Here is a 14598-nt window from a genome sequence, read left to right as displayed (position 1 = left end):
TCAACACTGAAAAAACATGAGAAAAGGACTGAAAACAGGCGTGTTACTGGCCATGCTGGCCGCTCCGGTGGTACTGCTCGCCCAGCAGAACAAACCGGTAAAATCTATCACTGTAAAAGGAACCGTTGAATTTACTGATCCGGGACAAGCAACACAGAAAGTATGGCTGTCCAAAGATAATTTCTCCGGTAAACCGGTCATCGTGGATTCCACCGTGGTAGACAAAGACAATACTTTCACCTTTCATATCAAACAAGATCATCAGGGGGTATACATCATTGATGCATTGCATTGGGACCGCGCCAGCTTCTGGAGCGATGCTGACGTAAAAGTGGCGATGAGAGGTTATGATACCGCTAAGCACAAAGTGAAAATTCCACATTATAACTATGTGGAAGGATCTTATGACAACAATTTCATCAATATGATGACACTCAATGGAGAATTGAGTTACCGCCGTATGATTGACGAATACAACATGGAGTACTGGGCGAAAAAAGCGACGGATACTACCTGGTTCGCCTATATGAAAAATACAAAGCGCTACAATCCTATGCGGGATGACTACAAGATCAGGGAAGAAGTGCTGATCCGCTCTTTTGTTGACCGCCCGGTACTGGTGTATGCGCTGCGTGGCATGGCGGGTACAGAAAATACCAAAGACTACGAAAAAGCGATGGGTATGCTGGAAACGCTGATCAAACGTTATCCCTGGCTCACCGAAGCACAGCAGCTGAAGCAAACCATCATCACCAACAGAGCACAGGCTATGAAGCTGAAAACCGGTGAACCGATGCCTTCCGTAAAATACCCCAGTGCAACCGGTACTACCGAAGGACTGGAAAAATACAAAGGCAAATATCTGTTGGTAGATTTCTGGGCCAGCTGGTGTGGTCCCTGCCGTCAGGCTATTCCTAAAGTAAAGGAACTGTACAGCGAGTATAAAGAAAAAGGTTTTGAAGTAGTGAGCATTTCCATCGACACAGATCAGAAAGCCTGGAAAAAAGCAATGGCAGATGAAAGCATGCCCTGGGAGCAACTGTTGAGCGACAACAAAGATAAAACCATGGAACAATTCCAGTTCTCCGGTATTCCCACCCTCTACCTGGTAGACCGCGAAGGTAAGATCGTAGAGCGTTTTACCGGTTATGGCGATGATACTGAGAAAAAGATCAAAGATATTATTGCCAAAGGCAGCCAGGCAGCTCCTAAAAAGGCCGCAGCTGTACCGATGATGGGCTTCTGATCAATCAACAACCAACCAATAAAAGAGACCTGATGATTACCCCCGGTGCAATACCGGACGAACGACTTTAACCGGTGTTTGGTTTGTAATCGTTCGGCCCTGCAGCTTCTGCTGCGGGGCCTTTTTTATTCCTTCTTCTTTTCTTCCATATGATGCTCGTAACCTTTTACATTCACGAGGAATACGAGCAGGATAATAACAATCATTACCAGTACAATATAAGCGACCATAAAAGGCAGGTTATAGATGCTGAGTGGCATCAGGTTGGGCTCTTTTTGCCCTGGCCTGGAGAAGGGAGCTTCATCGGCCTGGGGAGCTTTACTGGCTTCTTCCTTTACAAAGGCGAGGATATCGCGGATCATGTCGTCGCTCAGGTCCGGATGGTCTGGCATGGCCACCTGGTTATTGGCGTTATATACTTCCAAGGCTGTTTTATCGCCGGCTTTGATCATACTTTGGGAAGCCTTCACAAACCGGATGATCCAGTCTTCACTGCGCCGTTGATCTACACCTGCGAGGGCTGGACCGGTGAGTTTTTTATTTACGTTATGGCAGGAGGCGCAGCGTGCCTGGAACAGTTTCTTACCTGTTGCAGGATCTGCTGCGGTGGCTTGCAGGCAGCAACAAAGTAATACTATAACGCTGATCAGTTTACCGTTCATGTTGTAGTTTTTTGATGTCTGCTATCAGCTGATCGGTGGCTGTCGCAGACGTACCATTGTAATAACCCCGGATATGTTGTCGCCGGTCGAGCAGTACGATATTTTCACTATGAATGAAATCATCCGGTCCGCCGTCGCCATCGGTAGCCGTGATGTAAAGTCCTTTGCGGGCGAAGCGGTAAAGCGATGGTTTATCGCCGGTCAGCAGTTCCCAGCCCTGCGCCGGTAAAGCCAGGCGCTGGCTGTAACGTAACAGGGCAGCGCTGCTGTCGCGTATAGGGTCTACCGTTAGGGAGACCAGGCACACGCTGCTATCATGAGGGAAGGCGGTCCGTACCCGTTGCAGCTGTTTCATCATCGCCGGGCATACCACAGGGCAGGACGTGAAAAAGTAATTGGCCACTGTGATCTGTTGTTGCAATCGTGTATTCGTGACCGTATGGCCGTATTGATTGGTGAAAACAAATACCGGTAGGACGGCGGCTTGTTGCGGACCGTTTACCGGGGTGTTGTTGGGACCGAACCAGGGTAGCCGGCTATAACGGTCTTCCGTCCACCGTACCAGGCTGTAAGCCAGCAAAGGCATGCAGATAAGCGCCAGTACGGCCACTTTCCAGGAATACAGTATATGCCGGAAACGTTGATACATATCATGGTTTTTTGGTCACGATAGGGGTGGGATCTGTAGGCAGATAAGGCGGCGCCTTTCTGCCGGTGTTGTTCAGCGCATCGGAAATAGCAGGCAGGTAGGCCATCAGGATAATGAAGCCCATCACTAACAGCCATGGCCGGAAGGTGTCGAACAACGGTATCCTTTTTTCTTCGTGCAGGCTCTCGCTCACCGGGAAATCGATCATGGGAGCTGCACTTCGTTTACGCAGGAAAGTGCCGAAGAAAACAACGAAATACAGTGCACCGGCGGTAAACATAATACCACCGCCTGCCAGTCCCAGCATACTGGAAATTACCCAGTACGGGTGGTACTGTTCGCTGGCGGGATTAAGATAGGTGAGGCCCATATTGGTCCGCCGGGGTTCTCCCATCAATCCGCCCCACATCAGTCCGGCAGAAAAAATCAACACCCCTACGGTCCAGAGATAAGGTATAATGGTATTGATAGCCGGCAGGTATATCTTTTTACCGGTGAGCTGCGATACCAGGAAAATCGACATGCCCAGGATGGCCAGGAATACCGGGCCGGCTACGGTGAGGTGAAAATGTCCGGGTATAAAGGCTGTATTGTGTACAGTATTGTTCAGTGAATAGGATGCGTTTACGAGGCCTGTCAGTCCGCCGAAGATGAAGAGAATAAGTCCGTTGATCAGGTACCCGAAAAGAAACACGTCTTTGCGAAAGAAAGGCAGTTTCCATACCCATTGATATAATCCTCTGCCACCCCTCAGCCAGGCGGCATGTTCCAGCGAAGCGGCGATGGTAAAGGCGGTGATGAAACTGGGAATAGCCACGGCGAAAGTAAGGAGTGATTGTGTCAGTTTAATGCCCCGTCCAATGGAGGGTTCGCCAAACTGGTGATGTACGCCGATTGGAATGGAAAACAATAAAAACAGGAAAAAGGCGATGCGCCCTGCCGTACCGGAATATAGTTTACCCCGGCCAGTTTGGGCAGCATGGTGTAAAACATAATATAGGCGGGTAATAGCCAGAAATATACCAGTGCATGTCCGAAGAACCAGAACAGGGTGCGGGCCAGCATTACGTTTACGCCGGCAGTCCATCCCAGGCTCCAGGGCACCAGTAATATCAATACCTCATAAGCTACCGCCAGCGTACATACGAACCAGATGGTGAAGTTTACCAGCGTGCCTATCACCGCCAGCGGCGTGTTTTCATGGGAGTGCTCTTTTTTCCAGCGTACATATATCACGGCCCAATCCCAGTAGGCTACCCAGGAACCTACAATGAGCATGGCGGTGCCGATGTAAAACGCCGGATGCGCCTTTAACGGCGGATAAAACGTGTATAATACAGAGGCTTTGCCCGACAGCATGGCAGCTGCAGCCATCCCGGTACCCACTACCATCAGCAACAACGATAACAGCGAGGCTTTTCGACCTGGTTCCTGTTTCAGGAAAAAGGCAATGGTAGCATGACCGAAAGCTACGGCAAAAAAGGTGGTGAGCACAATGGCGTTGATCACACCATGCAGCGTGAGGCCCTGGTAATAGTCCAGTTTAGCCACAGAGGCCTGATGGATCACGCCGGCCCGGTAAATCACCTGCATCAGCCCGTGATAAATACCAATGGTCAGTAACAATACCGGAACAAACAGTTCTATAAGTATGATGTTCTTAAGGTACCTGCTTACATTCATCGCGATTTATTTTTTGGGATAGTTGACGATTATTTCTGCCTGCATGTTCTGATGCCCGGTACCACAATATTCATGACATACAATCTTATATACGCCGGGCTGGTCAAACGTTACGGTGGTTTTGGCAACGCCGCCGGGAACGCCCATCAGGTTTACGTTTTTGTTGTAGATGTCAAAACCGTGTACCACATCCTGTGAGGTGAGGAAGAGATCTACTTCGCTGCCTACGGGGATATAGGCGATGGCCGGTTCAAAGCTCCACATACGGGCTACATAAAAGATCTGGTAGGTGGATTTGTCGATCTGGTTCACCCTGGCGGTTTCGTATGACTTGTCGTAGGGAAGGCATTCCGTTACATCAGCCTTTTTAGCGCCCAGCGCATAAAACAGGGAAAAGATAAAAAGGCCGGATAACAGTAATGCCGTAATGATGACGTTTCGCTCAAATTTGTCAATCATAGGAAACAGTTTATATCCTGGAAAGCATGAGGAAATAGATACCGAACCATATTATCAGTCCCAGCACGACCAGCAGTGCAAAGAAAGCAATGGCACCACGGGGAACGAATTTTTCCGGGTTGTTGGAGTTTTGCATAAAACAGGATTTTGAGAGATATCATCTTGTTATACAAAAAAACGCCGGAAATGTTTGCTGTGCAGAAGGCTATTTTTATACGAAGCCCGGGCTTTGTGTCCCGGGCTTCCACTATTTGTTATTGCAGGAATTCCGGCCGTTGATATGCCGGGTTAGGGTATTGGTAGAAACCTTCGCCGGTGGCGGTGCCTAATTTTCCTTTGTCAATGAAATTACTTTTGAGATAAGCGGCTGCCTTTATTTTTTCCGGGTCCTTCGTTTTTTCGGCGGCCATGTTGGTGATGTTATAGGCGGTAGTGAGCCCTACCACATCGAGGATGCCGAATGGGCCGAGCGGGGCGCCGGTGGCCACCATCCAGGTTTTGTCGATCGTTTCCACATCTGCCACTCCTTTAACCAGCAAGCTGGTAGCGGCATCCAGCAAAGGTACCAACAGGGAATTGACGATATATCCCGGTTGTTCTTTGTGTAAAGGAAGAGCAACCATACCGATGGACTTCGCAAAGGCCACTACGGTGTCAAAGGTGGCCTTATCCGTGCCAGGATGCCCCATAATCTCCGCGGTATTGTGTTTCCATATTTCATTGGCGAAATGGAGCGCCACGAAGCGGTCCGGTCTGCCGGTTGCTGCGGCGAACTGGCTGGGCAGCATGGTAGAGGAATTGGTAGCGAAGATGGTATGTGGATCGGCTACGGCAGCCAGCTGTTGATAAAAGGCCGTTTTGATGGCCGGATTCTCCGGGATGGCTTCTATCAGCAAATCGATATTTTTCACTGCTGCGGCCAGATCGGTGAAATAACGGATACGGCCCAGCGCAGCATCGGTATCTGCTTTTTCGAGATGGAGATCGCGCTGATAGTCAGCAGCCAGCTGCTGAAAAGTGGCTTTGGCTTTTTCCAGCACGGCATCGCTGATGTCGTACACATGGACCTGGAACTGGTGTACTGCTGTCTGAAACGCAATCTGGGCGCCTAATACGCCGCTGCCGGCGACTGTAACTGTCTGAATTGTCATAGTTTTATATGAGTTTATTTGTTTAACGATAGGCTGTATGTACCGCTTTTGCCAATACGTCCGGGCGGCGGTTATACGCCGTTACCGGCGCCACTTCCCTATCCAGGCTCAACAACGTGTATACAGCCGTGCGGGCGGCTCTTACAGAGTATTCTTCTGTAAACACCATGTCGTGCGGGATCTCCACAAACTGACTGATCATGGCCAGGTTAGTGGAGCCTTTGGGTACTACCGGTGGCCGGTCTGATTTGGCATGGGGCTGAAAAAGGGCATCGATATAGGGCATCATGACGGGGATCACATTGATCACACTTTCTTTAATGTCGTTTTCATGTTGTTCAAAATGCAGATGGTGAATCAGCTCTGTGAGAATTTCTTCACCCGTGCAGTCAATCATGCGTTTCTTCACAAAATCGCCGGTATTATCCGGATAAAGACCGTAACCCCAGAAAATGGTCGTATCCGTTCCCTGGGCTTTAAAATGCGGCTGTGCAGCCACCACAATAGACATGCGCCAGGAAGAGTCGCGGAAAGTCATCAGCGCGCCGCTACCGGGTTTGTTACCGGAAAAATTTTCGATGAGTTGCAGCATTTTATTTCCCCGGAACGTAGCGGTAAAAGAATACCATTTGGTTTCATCGGGCTTGCCGAAGAAAGGGTCGGGATTACCCAGCCGAGGTTTTTTAAGCGCAATTCTTTTCCATAGCGCAAAAGAAGGCGGATTGTCCGGCAGGTAACGGGCCGGCGTTTTATAATCACCGTTGTTGGAATTGTCGGTGATGCAGCCGTTGGTGAAAAAGCACAGATCACCGTCTTGTAAGGTAATATCACCTTCCTGCCCGTCCGCATCCTGATAACGTATGCCCGTTACCGTGATACCGTTTCCTTCTTTGAAAACCAGGTCGGTGACGGTTCTCTTCAGCGAATAGTCCACCCCGAATTTATCCAGGTGTTTTTTGATAGGCAGTATCACGGACTCGTACTGGTTATACGGTGTCCGGGTAACGCCTTCGAGGGTATCTATCCGGGAAAATTCCAGTATCATACGGTTCATATATCTTTTAAATTCATAGAGACTGGACCATTCCTGCCAGGCAAAAGTAGTTTGCCACATATACCAGAAATTGGTGGTGAAGAAGTGATCATCAAACCACTCGCGGATGGTCATGTGGTCCAGTTCATTTTCATCCGTGAAAAAGAGTTTGAGCATCTTCATCCGGTCGTCATGGTCGAAGCCCATAGAATGTACATCGAGTATCTTTCCGTATTTGTCAATGAGCCTGGCTCTGGCATGGGTGGGGTTGGCATGGTCAAAGGCCAGTATTTCATCTTTTACGGAGATATTGGGTAGTTCGAGAGATGGAATCCGGCTGGTCAGTTCCCAGAAATTCTCATAGGTTTCTTCGTTGAGCATCCGGCCGCCGCGGCATACGAAGCCTTCCTGTTTAGCCCCGGCGCCATCGTTGCTGCCGCCTATTATCGGTAAGGCTTCTATGATATGAATATTTTCTCCTTTGAAACCGGCGTCTTCAATCAGGTAAACGGCGGCAGCCAGGGATGCCAGGCCTCCTCCTACCAAATAGGCGTGTTTGTTATCGTGCATGATCAATCTGTTTTTAGCGTGTGAAGAGTTAACAACCGGGTGGTTGTTTTGTTGTATTAGGCGTGCGGGATTACTGCAGTGGTATATAACGAGTACATTTTCCAGCCGAGCGTTTCATACAACGCTTTTCCGGCGGGCGTGGCCACCAGTATCGCCTTTTTTCTGCCCCGCGAGACTGCTTCTTTGGCGAGAGTGGTCATCACGGCGCGGCCCAATCCCCGGCGCTGGTGTGCGGGCGTTGTAGCGATCTGGTCAAAAATAATATAGTCGTCCACGATAGCGAGGCTGCCGCTGGCGGCTATTTCTTTGTTGGCGGCGTATATCACCGCAGAAAGGCCGGCGGGAGCGGGTTCTACAGACAAGGTATAACCTTCGGGTAGTTGTAACCGGGGCTGCCGGGCAGGCAGCATGCGCGTCATCATAAAGCCGGGGCGCTGTATGATCCAGCGTGGTGGTAATACCGGTCGCAACAAGGCTGCGGGTGCGCATACTTTCAGGAAAACGGCGGGTTCAACGATAGTGTTGGCGAAGTGAAATAACCCAGGACATAAGGTGGGGAAAACATATCGCCGTTGTTGGTCGGGCCAGCCTACCTCCACCCGGAATCCGCCGTGGTCGGCTAAGGGGAGGGGTAGTTTTCGCGCCAGTGACCAGCCTTTCAGCCATGTTTCCACTACATCGGCAGCTGCTTGATGATATGTTTCGGTCGTTGTCATGAGGTGTACTAAAGGTACGTATTTTCGGCTGCTAAAAATAGCAGGAGGATAGCAGGAAAGGAGGTTTTGTTTATTTTTGTGAGATGAATTATATCAATTGTGCTGGCCTGATTGTCGTAGAAAACCGCGAGCTGTTGCTCGCCTTCAGCAAAAATAAGGGGGCCTGGTACCTGCCCGGCGGTAAAGTGGATGCGGGTGAAACGCCATTGGAAGCATTGCAACGTGAAATACGGGAAGAACTGAATATGGACCTTGCGGCCGACAGCCTGCAATGGTATTATCATATCACCGCACCTGCCTTCGGTGAAAAGGATTTGCTGATGCGGCAGGACTGTTTCCTGCACCAGCTGCGGCAAACACCCCAGCCTTCTGCGGAAATAGGGGCCATCCGTTTTTTCAATCTGGATACCTACCGCCAGGAACCTCACCAGGTACGCGGTGTGTTGCTGGCTTTTGAAAAATTGCAACAGGATGGGCTGGTAGATTAAGCGGATACCCGGCCTCCCATCCCTTTATTTTGCAATAAAAGGGATGGAGGGTACTCAACTCCGGATACGCTTTTGTTTTAAGTTTACAGCAGACTAATCATATACCCTCATGCAACGCATGCTTCAATATCTCCGCCAGCAGGTCAATATCTCCGATGAAGACTGGCATATTTTTTCTTCCTGTTTTGAAGCGAAAACCTATCCGGCGAAAACATTCTACCTGCAGGCCGGAGAGATGGAAAACTACCTTTGTTTTGTGGATAGTGGTGTTACCCGTTTTTATGTGGAAGCTGCCAATGGGGATGAGACTACCGTAGGATTTGGTTTCGATGGCTGGTTCATGTGTGTGTACAGTTCTTTTTATACCCGTACGCCTTCCCGTTATTACGGGGAAACTCTCACGGAAACGCATGTATGGCGTATTCATTATGATGATTTACAAAAGCTGTTCGACCGTTTGCCGGTCGTGGAGCGGATTGGCCGGCTGGCCACCCAGCAAATGCTGTTGTTTAAGTCTGAAAGGGAATTATCGTTACTTACCCGGACGGCTGAAGAGCGGTATCTGGACTTACTCAGCAAAGCGCCGCAGTTGTTTCGGTATGTTCCCCTGAAACACCTGGCTTCCTATATCGGTATCACCCCACAGGCACTTAGCCGTATCCGGAAACGAATTTCTTAACCCAGGTTCATCTACCCCGGAGGAATTGTCTGCTACCTTTGCCGGAAACTAGCTGAAGTGAGCCATACAAACCCATTCAGGGAAATAACAAGAGGTATCTGCACCTGCCTGGAGCAGCCTTCAGGTGCGTCCTACGATTTTAAGGCCGGTTATTATGAACGGCTGGTCAGCACCCGCTGGTTCAATCGTTTTTTCTGGGATGCTTCCCGCCAGGATTACCAGGAATTCGCTTCCCGTGCAATTTTACGTACGGCCGGTACCGTATTGGATGTCGGTTGCGGCGGGCTGGCGCAAACGGCGCAGCTGTACCGGTCAACCAACAACGACTGTATTTTGCTGGACCGTTCGCTGGAGATGCTGAAGATAGCCAGGGCAAGGCTTTGGGCCGGCAGCGGCCTATTACCGGCCAATATACAGCTGTTGCAGGGAGATGCATTCCGGTTACCCTTTCCGGATAATACTTTCGATACTGTTTGCAGTTTTGGTACCATCCACCTGTTCGATAATAAACAGGAATTTGTAGATAAAGTCCTCAGCGTATTAAAGCCCGGCGGCAGGTTTTACTTTTATTCCATGACCGGCGAAACGAAGATCAGCCGCGCTTTTATGTCATCGTTGCGGAAGGTACGTGAATTCGGAAATGTATACTCTATTGCTCAAACACTGGCATTGTTTAATCAGCCTGCGTTGGAGGTGCAAAGTCATGTCATCGGAAGTGTGGTATTTATTGCAGGAAGAAAAATAAAACAATCAGTATGATAGCACAATATCTATGGATCGCCGGATCGGTCATTATCAGCTTAATGGGTACGAGCCACTTACGGGCCACCCTGGGTACCACTAAATTACATCCAGGGGATGAACAATTGATAAAGGATATGCAGTCTTCCTCACTACGGATCTCTGACGAACTCAATACGTGGAAATCCTGGATTGGCTTCAATGCCACGCATAGTGCCGGTACCATGTTTATCGGCATTATTAATTTTTACCTGGCACTCCAACAGCCGGATCTCCTAAAGTCTTCCTGGTTCCTGCTGTTATTGACAGTAGTAACCACCGCATTTTATGTATGGGTAGCTGTCAGATACTGGATGAAGGCGGTGAAGATACTGCTGATGATAGTCTTTGCCTGTTACGCTGTAGCGGCTATACTGATCCTATGCAATAACGCCTGCTGAAAGGAAATCAGCATAAAAATCCGGAATAGGGCTGTTACGTATGCCCTTTAAAGTGAGTGCCATATCATATGCTACTTTTCGTATCGTCACGTTTAACAGCGACGTCAGCGTAGTGGTGTGCGGGTTATTGATCTCCAGTTGCAGGTAGCTGGCCAGTCTGTCGGGTTCTTTACTGCGACCGGCGGAACCGGTGTTGATCACCATTTTTTGCTCGTTGTCAATAGGCCGGATGTAGGTGAGGTGGGTATGTCCAACGATGAGGACATTGGCGTTTGTCTGCTTCATTATCTCCAGCAGGGCTGCTTCCGGATGATCGGCATACAGATAGGTTTCATTGCTTTCGGGGCTGCCGTGTGCCAGTAGCAGGTGGTAATATCCAAAATGAAGCGATAGCCGGGAGGGCAGTGTGCGAAGAAACTGTTTATTATCCGGCGTAATGGTTTGCCGGGTGAATTCAATAGCGGCCAGTCTGGCAGCCTGTTCTTCGGGACTGTGTTTGGCGAGTGGTCGTACGGGGATGTCGTAAGCGATGCGTTCATCGTGATTGCCCATGATGGTGGGAATACGCAGGGAACGGATGCGTTGTATCACTTCATTGTGCCAGGGAGCGGCGTCGGTAAGGTCGCCCAGGCAATACAGCTGGTCCGCTCCGTAGCGGGAAATATCGTCCAGCACAGCTTCCAGCGCAGGCAGGTTTCCATGGATATCACTAATGATCGCTATTTTCATCTTCCTGATTTAAGGGGCAAAGGTAGGAAGGGTAGAGGGAGAATAGTGGTATTAAACCCCGAAAATATAGTAAAAAACAACTGGCAGGCTTTTTTTAGGCCTGCCAGTTCTATGGATAAAACGACTATTTATTTAGCGGGTGTAATCACGATTTTTCTGAATTCAATCGGGCCATGGTCGCCCTGGAAGTAAATAGGTCCGGGTTCTCCTTCGTTGCTATCCAGTGCGCCGCCGGTGATACCGGGGATTTCCTGGTTGTTGATCACCGTTTTACCATTTACTACGATGGTCACCATACGTCCAACGAGAGTGATGTCGTAGGTCTGCCATTTATCCGGTCCGAGGGCATTGATTTCGCTGGGGGCCAGGAAGCCATAAACGCCGCTGAACAGTACGCTGGACGGGTGGGTATCCGGGCTGCTGTCTTCGATCTGTACTTCATGACGGCCTCTCAGGTATACACCGCTGTTGCTGCCTTTCTGGTATTTGAATTCAACGTGCAGTTTGAAATCGGTGAATTTTTGCTCAGAAATGAGGTTCGCGCCGGAGTGGGGGCTGGTGAGCACGCCGTCCTTTACTACCCATTGGTTTTCTTTGCCGCCTACCGCTTTCCAGCCGGTGAGGTCTTTGCCGTTGAACAGGGCGATGGGTTTACCCCAGGCCGGAGCGGCGGTTCTTTTCAGGTAAGGTGCTTTTACGCCTTTCCAGTTGTATTTTTTGCCTTCGCTGGTGGTGATGGTTCCCTGGATACCGGCGTCGGTCAGTTCGCCTTCAATGAGGAAGTCCTGGTTGCCGCTTTCCCATTGTGGCGGAATGGAGAAGCTGAATTTTCCGTTGTCGAAGTTGACTTTGGCAACAGGCCGGGCGCTGCCGGAGCTGCCTACAAAATATCCTACGAGGGTACGGAAGCCGGAGAGTTTTACTTCCAGCCAGGACGGAGCAGGTTTACCGTTTTCGTCGATGGTGATGTCCCAGCGGCCTATCAGAGCTTTGGCATCTGCAGGCGCCTGTGTGGTACCGGGTTGCGGGCGGCCGGATGCCAGTGCCGGAGCGATGGCTCCCAGGCATAATAAGCCGGTCATGCCGAGTACCAGGATTTTTCTGCGCATATGTATCTTGTTTTTAGCTGATTCGTGAAATTTTTCAGCAGAACAAGATAGTGTTTATTCGCCTTTTTACAAATGGTGGTTGTTTTATATGTGTTGAACATGATAGCTATTTCACCTCAAATCGCAGGTGTTTGCTGAAGACGCCCATGGTAGAGATGCCCTGGATCACGCATACAAACACGCCGGGGAGGTCATCGGCCCTGAAAGAAAAATAGGCGCGGCCATCCTTATCAGTGTTCAGCAGGTGGTTCCAGTACAGGGTGGTGTTGTAGTTGGGCATAGCGGAGGAGTCGCTTGCCTGTTGAAATTCAGGTGGCTGGTACACCGGTTTAATTTTTTTTACATAGGTAGGTTCAGCTGGTGGCGCCGGCGCTTTGGGTTTAGAGAGAGCAGGTTTGGTGGTAGCTGGTTTGGATGGCGTTCGGGTTGCAAACGCTGTCCGCTCTTCCTGGGTAAAGATGCAGCTGTCTTCTATATTTTCCTGGGTATAGGGGTAGTCGATGCTACCCAGTTGTTCATTCACGCGGCCTATATCGTTCAGAAAATTGATTTTAAACTCGGACTGGTTGCCTTTCACTACGCTGAGGATGGCATCCGGTTGACCGGGAGTAGAAATCAGTTGGTAGGAGTTGAGACTGAAGATTCCGTCTTTATTGGTTTTGAGCGTGATCATTTCATTGTTTTTCATCAACAACATCGATACCGGTTTTTTTATTTTTTTCTTTCCTTTGGTCACAACGCCGGTAACCGGGTTCAGTTGCTGTTGTGCGGTGGTAAGGTCGACCGATGATGGAAGCCGGTACTGGTCAATGAAATAATAGTGGCAGATATCCCAGGTGCTTTGTGGGCGTAGTCTTCTTTCGCAGACGCAGGCAACCGAGAACAGGCCCTGTATGGCTTTGCCGGAGGTATCTGTCAGCATTACCCGGCAGGTAACCGTTCCGCGGCGGTGGTAGTCTGAAGAATCAGTATCCAGGCGTACGCTGATATTGGAGTCTGGTATTTTTAGTTTAGCCGTTCGCGTGGTATCTGCAGGTGTTTTCTTTACTTTAAAAGGCGGATGGTTGGGTTTACGGACAGATATCCATTGCTGGAATTCCTGTTCATGATTATCGGTAATATAGTTGTTGGTATAGGCTACCAGTGAATAATCTCCTGGTTGCACGCTGTCGGGCAATGCCAGCAAGCCTTTGCAAACACCACGGTCAAACGCAAAACAATCATGCAGCACCGGTTGGTGGGTATTGGGATCAATCAACGTTACAAAAAGCGTATGATAAGGGATCGTATCCGTCGCCTGGATATTCAGCAGATAACCGGTAAACCATATTTTTTCTGTGGGCGTATAGATTTGTTTGTCCGTATGGATATACAGCCCGGTGGAATTGATATCCCTGTTTTGCGCTAGGGAGTGGCAGCAGAAGAATGTTGCTATCAGCAGTGTAAAAGTGTTTTTCATCGTGCAATTGGTTAGTTGTAGTCAACAATATGGGTGAGCCGGGGGTGCTACGGTAACAACAGGTCCCGGCATGTTACTGCAATACTACAACAGTACCTATTTTTATATCTCCTGATCTCCCTAAAAATCAGCGATTAACAGGAGCTTAACAGGTCTGTCAGCGGCCGCTTCCCTAAAAAAAGTGGGACTGACGGGAAAGTCAGTCCCACTATCAAAAATAAGATCATCGCTCATCGGCCCAATCAGCGGTAATCATGGTCACCACTGTTATTCACGGCGTAAATTATACTCCGGGCCACCAGTCTGTTCGGTCTGCATGGAGCGGTCATGCAACTGAATGGTATTGTCATCGATAATGGAGAAAGTTGTTCCCCGGTCAGCGAGATTTTTATATGCGAGGATGATATCTTTGGATTGACTATTATAGCTCCATTTACCGGTAGTTTCCATGGCATGTTCGGGTTTGCCTTCTTTGGAAAGATAGGATTCCTTCATGTTGAAGGTGGAGTCGGTATTGAAAGTAATGGAAACATCCCGTTTTTGGGCGCCTCCGGGAATGGTGCCTTTAAATGTACCCGCGTTAAAGGCCGCTGTTTCAGGGGCTGGCGCGGGTGTAACGGACATAGAATCGGGCATTTGTTTTTGCCGGGAGGTGTTGCCGCTATTGCAACTCAGAAGCGCAGCGGAGACTATCAAACAGATCAGAGCGGGAAGGTGTGTTTTTTTCATACGGTTGTTTTGGGTGTTTTAACAGCTGTATGTCGTGGTTTGTTTGGTTGGGGTG

The 14598-nt window shown here is 49.4% G+C and carries 16 protein-coding genes and 1 pseudogene; 5 read left to right on the top strand and 12 right to left on the bottom strand.

Translation table 11 applies throughout. From position 1 onward, the window contains the following. The first annotated feature begins 16 nt into the window (after positions 1-16). Entirely contained in the window at positions 17-1246 is a 1230-nt protein-coding gene (locus tag ICL07_RS05525) for a TlpA family protein disulfide reductase (RefSeq protein ID WP_188086922.1), read from the top strand. Positions 1247-1371: 125 nt separating this feature from the next. Here ICL07_RS05525 and ICL07_RS05520 read toward each other — a convergent pair whose 3' ends face one another. From ICL07_RS05520 to ICL07_RS05480, 8 genes and pseudogenes are all read right to left on the bottom strand, one after another. Further along, complete coding sequence (locus ICL07_RS05520) at positions 1372-1908, bottom strand: c-type cytochrome (RefSeq protein ID WP_188086921.1); 537 nt, start codon at positions 1906-1908, stop codon at positions 1372-1374. Next, the gene (locus tag ICL07_RS05515; protein WP_188086920.1) at positions 1898-2557 is read right to left on the bottom strand and encodes an SCO family protein; all 660 of its coding nucleotides are present in this window, start codon (positions 2555-2557) and stop codon (positions 1898-1900) included. Before ICL07_RS05515 ends, ICL07_RS05520 begins: the two co-directional genes overlap by 11 nt. Position 2558: 1 nt before the next feature. After that, a pseudogene (locus ICL07_RS32380) lies at positions 2559-4150 on the bottom strand (cbb3-type cytochrome c oxidase subunit I). A gap of 96 nt (positions 4151-4246) precedes the next feature. Continuing rightward, positions 4247-4699, bottom strand: a complete 453-nt coding sequence (locus ICL07_RS05500) for a cupredoxin domain-containing protein (protein ID WP_223151755.1) — start codon at positions 4697-4699, stop codon at positions 4247-4249. Between the two features lie 10 nt (positions 4700-4709). After that, positions 4710-4835, bottom strand: coding sequence for a cytochrome c oxidase subunit 2A (locus ICL07_RS05495; RefSeq protein ID WP_188086918.1), 126 nt, complete (start codon positions 4833-4835; stop codon positions 4710-4712). A gap of 118 nt (positions 4836-4953) precedes the next feature. Continuing rightward, on the bottom strand, positions 4954-5850 hold the full coding sequence (locus tag ICL07_RS05490) for a 3-hydroxyacyl-CoA dehydrogenase (protein WP_188086917.1): 897 nt from the start codon (positions 5848-5850) through the stop codon (positions 4954-4956). 22 nt (positions 5851-5872) lie between these two features. Further along, the gene (locus ICL07_RS05485) at positions 5873-7453 is read right to left on the bottom strand and encodes an oleate hydratase (RefSeq protein WP_188086916.1); all 1581 of its coding nucleotides are present in this window, start codon (positions 7451-7453) and stop codon (positions 5873-5875) included. 56 nt (positions 7454-7509) lie between these two features. Beyond that, a complete protein-coding gene (locus tag ICL07_RS05480; protein WP_188086915.1) occupies positions 7510-8169 on the bottom strand; it encodes a GNAT family N-acetyltransferase in 660 nt (219 codons plus the stop codon). Positions 8170-8252: 83 nt separating this feature from the next. Between ICL07_RS05480 and ICL07_RS05475 the strand changes: the two genes are divergently transcribed. The 4 genes from ICL07_RS05475 to ICL07_RS05460 all read left to right on the top strand — a co-directional run bounded on the left by ICL07_RS05475 (position 8253) and on the right by ICL07_RS05460 (position 10517). Further along, positions 8253-8657: an NUDIX hydrolase gene (locus ICL07_RS05475; RefSeq protein WP_188086914.1), complete on the top strand. Its 405-nt coding sequence runs from the start codon at positions 8253-8255 to the stop codon at positions 8655-8657. A 109-nt stretch (positions 8658-8766) separates the two neighbouring features. Then, the gene (locus tag ICL07_RS05470) at positions 8767-9336 is read left to right on the top strand and encodes a Crp/Fnr family transcriptional regulator (RefSeq protein ID WP_188086913.1); all 570 of its coding nucleotides are present in this window, start codon (positions 8767-8769) and stop codon (positions 9334-9336) included. A gap of 57 nt (positions 9337-9393) precedes the next feature. Continuing rightward, positions 9394-10095 carry a methyltransferase domain-containing protein gene (locus tag ICL07_RS05465; RefSeq protein WP_188086912.1) on the top strand — a complete coding sequence of 234 codons (702 nt, stop codon included), beginning with the start codon at positions 9394-9396 and terminating at the stop codon, positions 10093-10095. Next, complete coding sequence (locus tag ICL07_RS05460; RefSeq protein ID WP_188086911.1) at positions 10092-10517, top strand: LIC_13387 family protein; 426 nt, start codon at positions 10092-10094, stop codon at positions 10515-10517. The genes ICL07_RS05465 and ICL07_RS05460 overlap by 4 nt, the downstream gene beginning before the upstream one ends. On the opposite strand, the gene ICL07_RS05455 is transcribed toward ICL07_RS05460, so the two are convergent. The 4 genes from ICL07_RS05455 to ICL07_RS05440 form a co-directional block, all read right to left on the bottom strand. Then, on the bottom strand, positions 10497-11246 hold the full coding sequence (locus ICL07_RS05455) for a metallophosphoesterase family protein (RefSeq protein WP_188086910.1): 750 nt from the start codon (positions 11244-11246) through the stop codon (positions 10497-10499). The genes ICL07_RS05460 and ICL07_RS05455 overlap by 21 nt on opposite strands. 128 nt (positions 11247-11374) lie before the next feature. Continuing rightward, positions 11375-12355, bottom strand: a complete 981-nt coding sequence (locus ICL07_RS05450; RefSeq protein ID WP_188086909.1) for a 3-keto-disaccharide hydrolase — start codon at positions 12353-12355, stop codon at positions 11375-11377. A gap of 106 nt (positions 12356-12461) precedes the next feature. Next, a complete protein-coding gene (locus ICL07_RS05445; RefSeq protein ID WP_188086908.1) occupies positions 12462-13814 on the bottom strand; it encodes an MG2 domain-containing protein in 1353 nt (450 codons plus the stop codon). A gap of 267 nt (positions 13815-14081) precedes the next feature. Continuing rightward, positions 14082-14543 (bottom strand): copper resistance protein NlpE N-terminal domain-containing protein, encoded by a 462-nt coding sequence (locus ICL07_RS05440; protein WP_188086907.1) that lies wholly within the window; start codon positions 14541-14543, stop codon positions 14082-14084. Positions 14544-14598 lie beyond the last annotated feature (55 nt).

The sequence above is a fragment of the Chitinophaga qingshengii genome (assembly GCF_014529935.1).
GTDB classification, from domain to species: Bacteria; Bacteroidota; Bacteroidia; order Chitinophagales; family Chitinophagaceae; genus Chitinophaga; species Chitinophaga qingshengii.
Note: the sequence above shows the minus strand (reverse complement) of the source record. Positions and strands in the feature narration are given on the sequence as shown.

What these genes read in the sequence shown, in the direction of transcription:
- ICL07_RS05525 (WP_188086922.1), top strand. Translation starts at nt 17, where the DNA reads ATGAGAAAAGGACTGAAAACAGGCGTGTTACTGGCCATGCTGGCCGCT.
- ICL07_RS05520 (WP_188086921.1), bottom strand. Translation starts at nt 1,908, where the DNA reads ATGAACGGTAAACTGATCAGCGTTATAGTATTACTTTGTTGCTGCCTG.
- ICL07_RS05515 (WP_188086920.1), bottom strand. Translation starts at nt 2,557, where the DNA reads ATGTATCAACGTTTCCGGCATATACTGTATTCCTGGAAAGTGGCCGTA.
- ICL07_RS05500 (WP_223151755.1), bottom strand. Translation starts at nt 4,699, where the DNA reads ATGATTGACAAATTTGAGCGAAACGTCATCATTACGGCATTACTGTTA.
- ICL07_RS05495 (WP_188086918.1), bottom strand. Translation starts at nt 4,835, where the DNA reads ATGCAAAACTCCAACAACCCGGAAAAATTCGTTCCCCGTGGTGCCATT.
- ICL07_RS05490 (WP_188086917.1), bottom strand. Translation starts at nt 5,850, where the DNA reads ATGACAATTCAGACAGTTACAGTCGCCGGCAGCGGCGTATTAGGCGCC.
- ICL07_RS05485 (WP_188086916.1), bottom strand. Translation starts at nt 7,453, where the DNA reads ATGCACGATAACAAACACGCCTATTTGGTAGGAGGAGGCCTGGCATCC.
- ICL07_RS05480 (WP_188086915.1), bottom strand. Translation starts at nt 8,169, where the DNA reads ATGACAACGACCGAAACATATCATCAAGCAGCTGCCGATGTAGTGGAA.
- ICL07_RS05475 (WP_188086914.1), top strand. Translation starts at nt 8,253, where the DNA reads ATGAATTATATCAATTGTGCTGGCCTGATTGTCGTAGAAAACCGCGAG.
- ICL07_RS05470 (WP_188086913.1), top strand. Translation starts at nt 8,767, where the DNA reads ATGCAACGCATGCTTCAATATCTCCGCCAGCAGGTCAATATCTCCGAT.
- ICL07_RS05460 (WP_188086911.1), top strand. Translation starts at nt 10,092, where the DNA reads ATGATAGCACAATATCTATGGATCGCCGGATCGGTCATTATCAGCTTA.
- ICL07_RS05455 (WP_188086910.1), bottom strand. Translation starts at nt 11,246, where the DNA reads ATGAAAATAGCGATCATTAGTGATATCCATGGAAACCTGCCTGCGCTG.
- ICL07_RS05450 (WP_188086909.1), bottom strand. Translation starts at nt 12,355, where the DNA reads ATGCGCAGAAAAATCCTGGTACTCGGCATGACCGGCTTATTATGCCTG.
- ICL07_RS05445 (WP_188086908.1), bottom strand. Translation starts at nt 13,814, where the DNA reads ATGAAAAACACTTTTACACTGCTGATAGCAACATTCTTCTGCTGCCAC.
- ICL07_RS05440 (WP_188086907.1), bottom strand. Translation starts at nt 14,543, where the DNA reads ATGAAAAAAACACACCTTCCCGCTCTGATCTGTTTGATAGTCTCCGCT.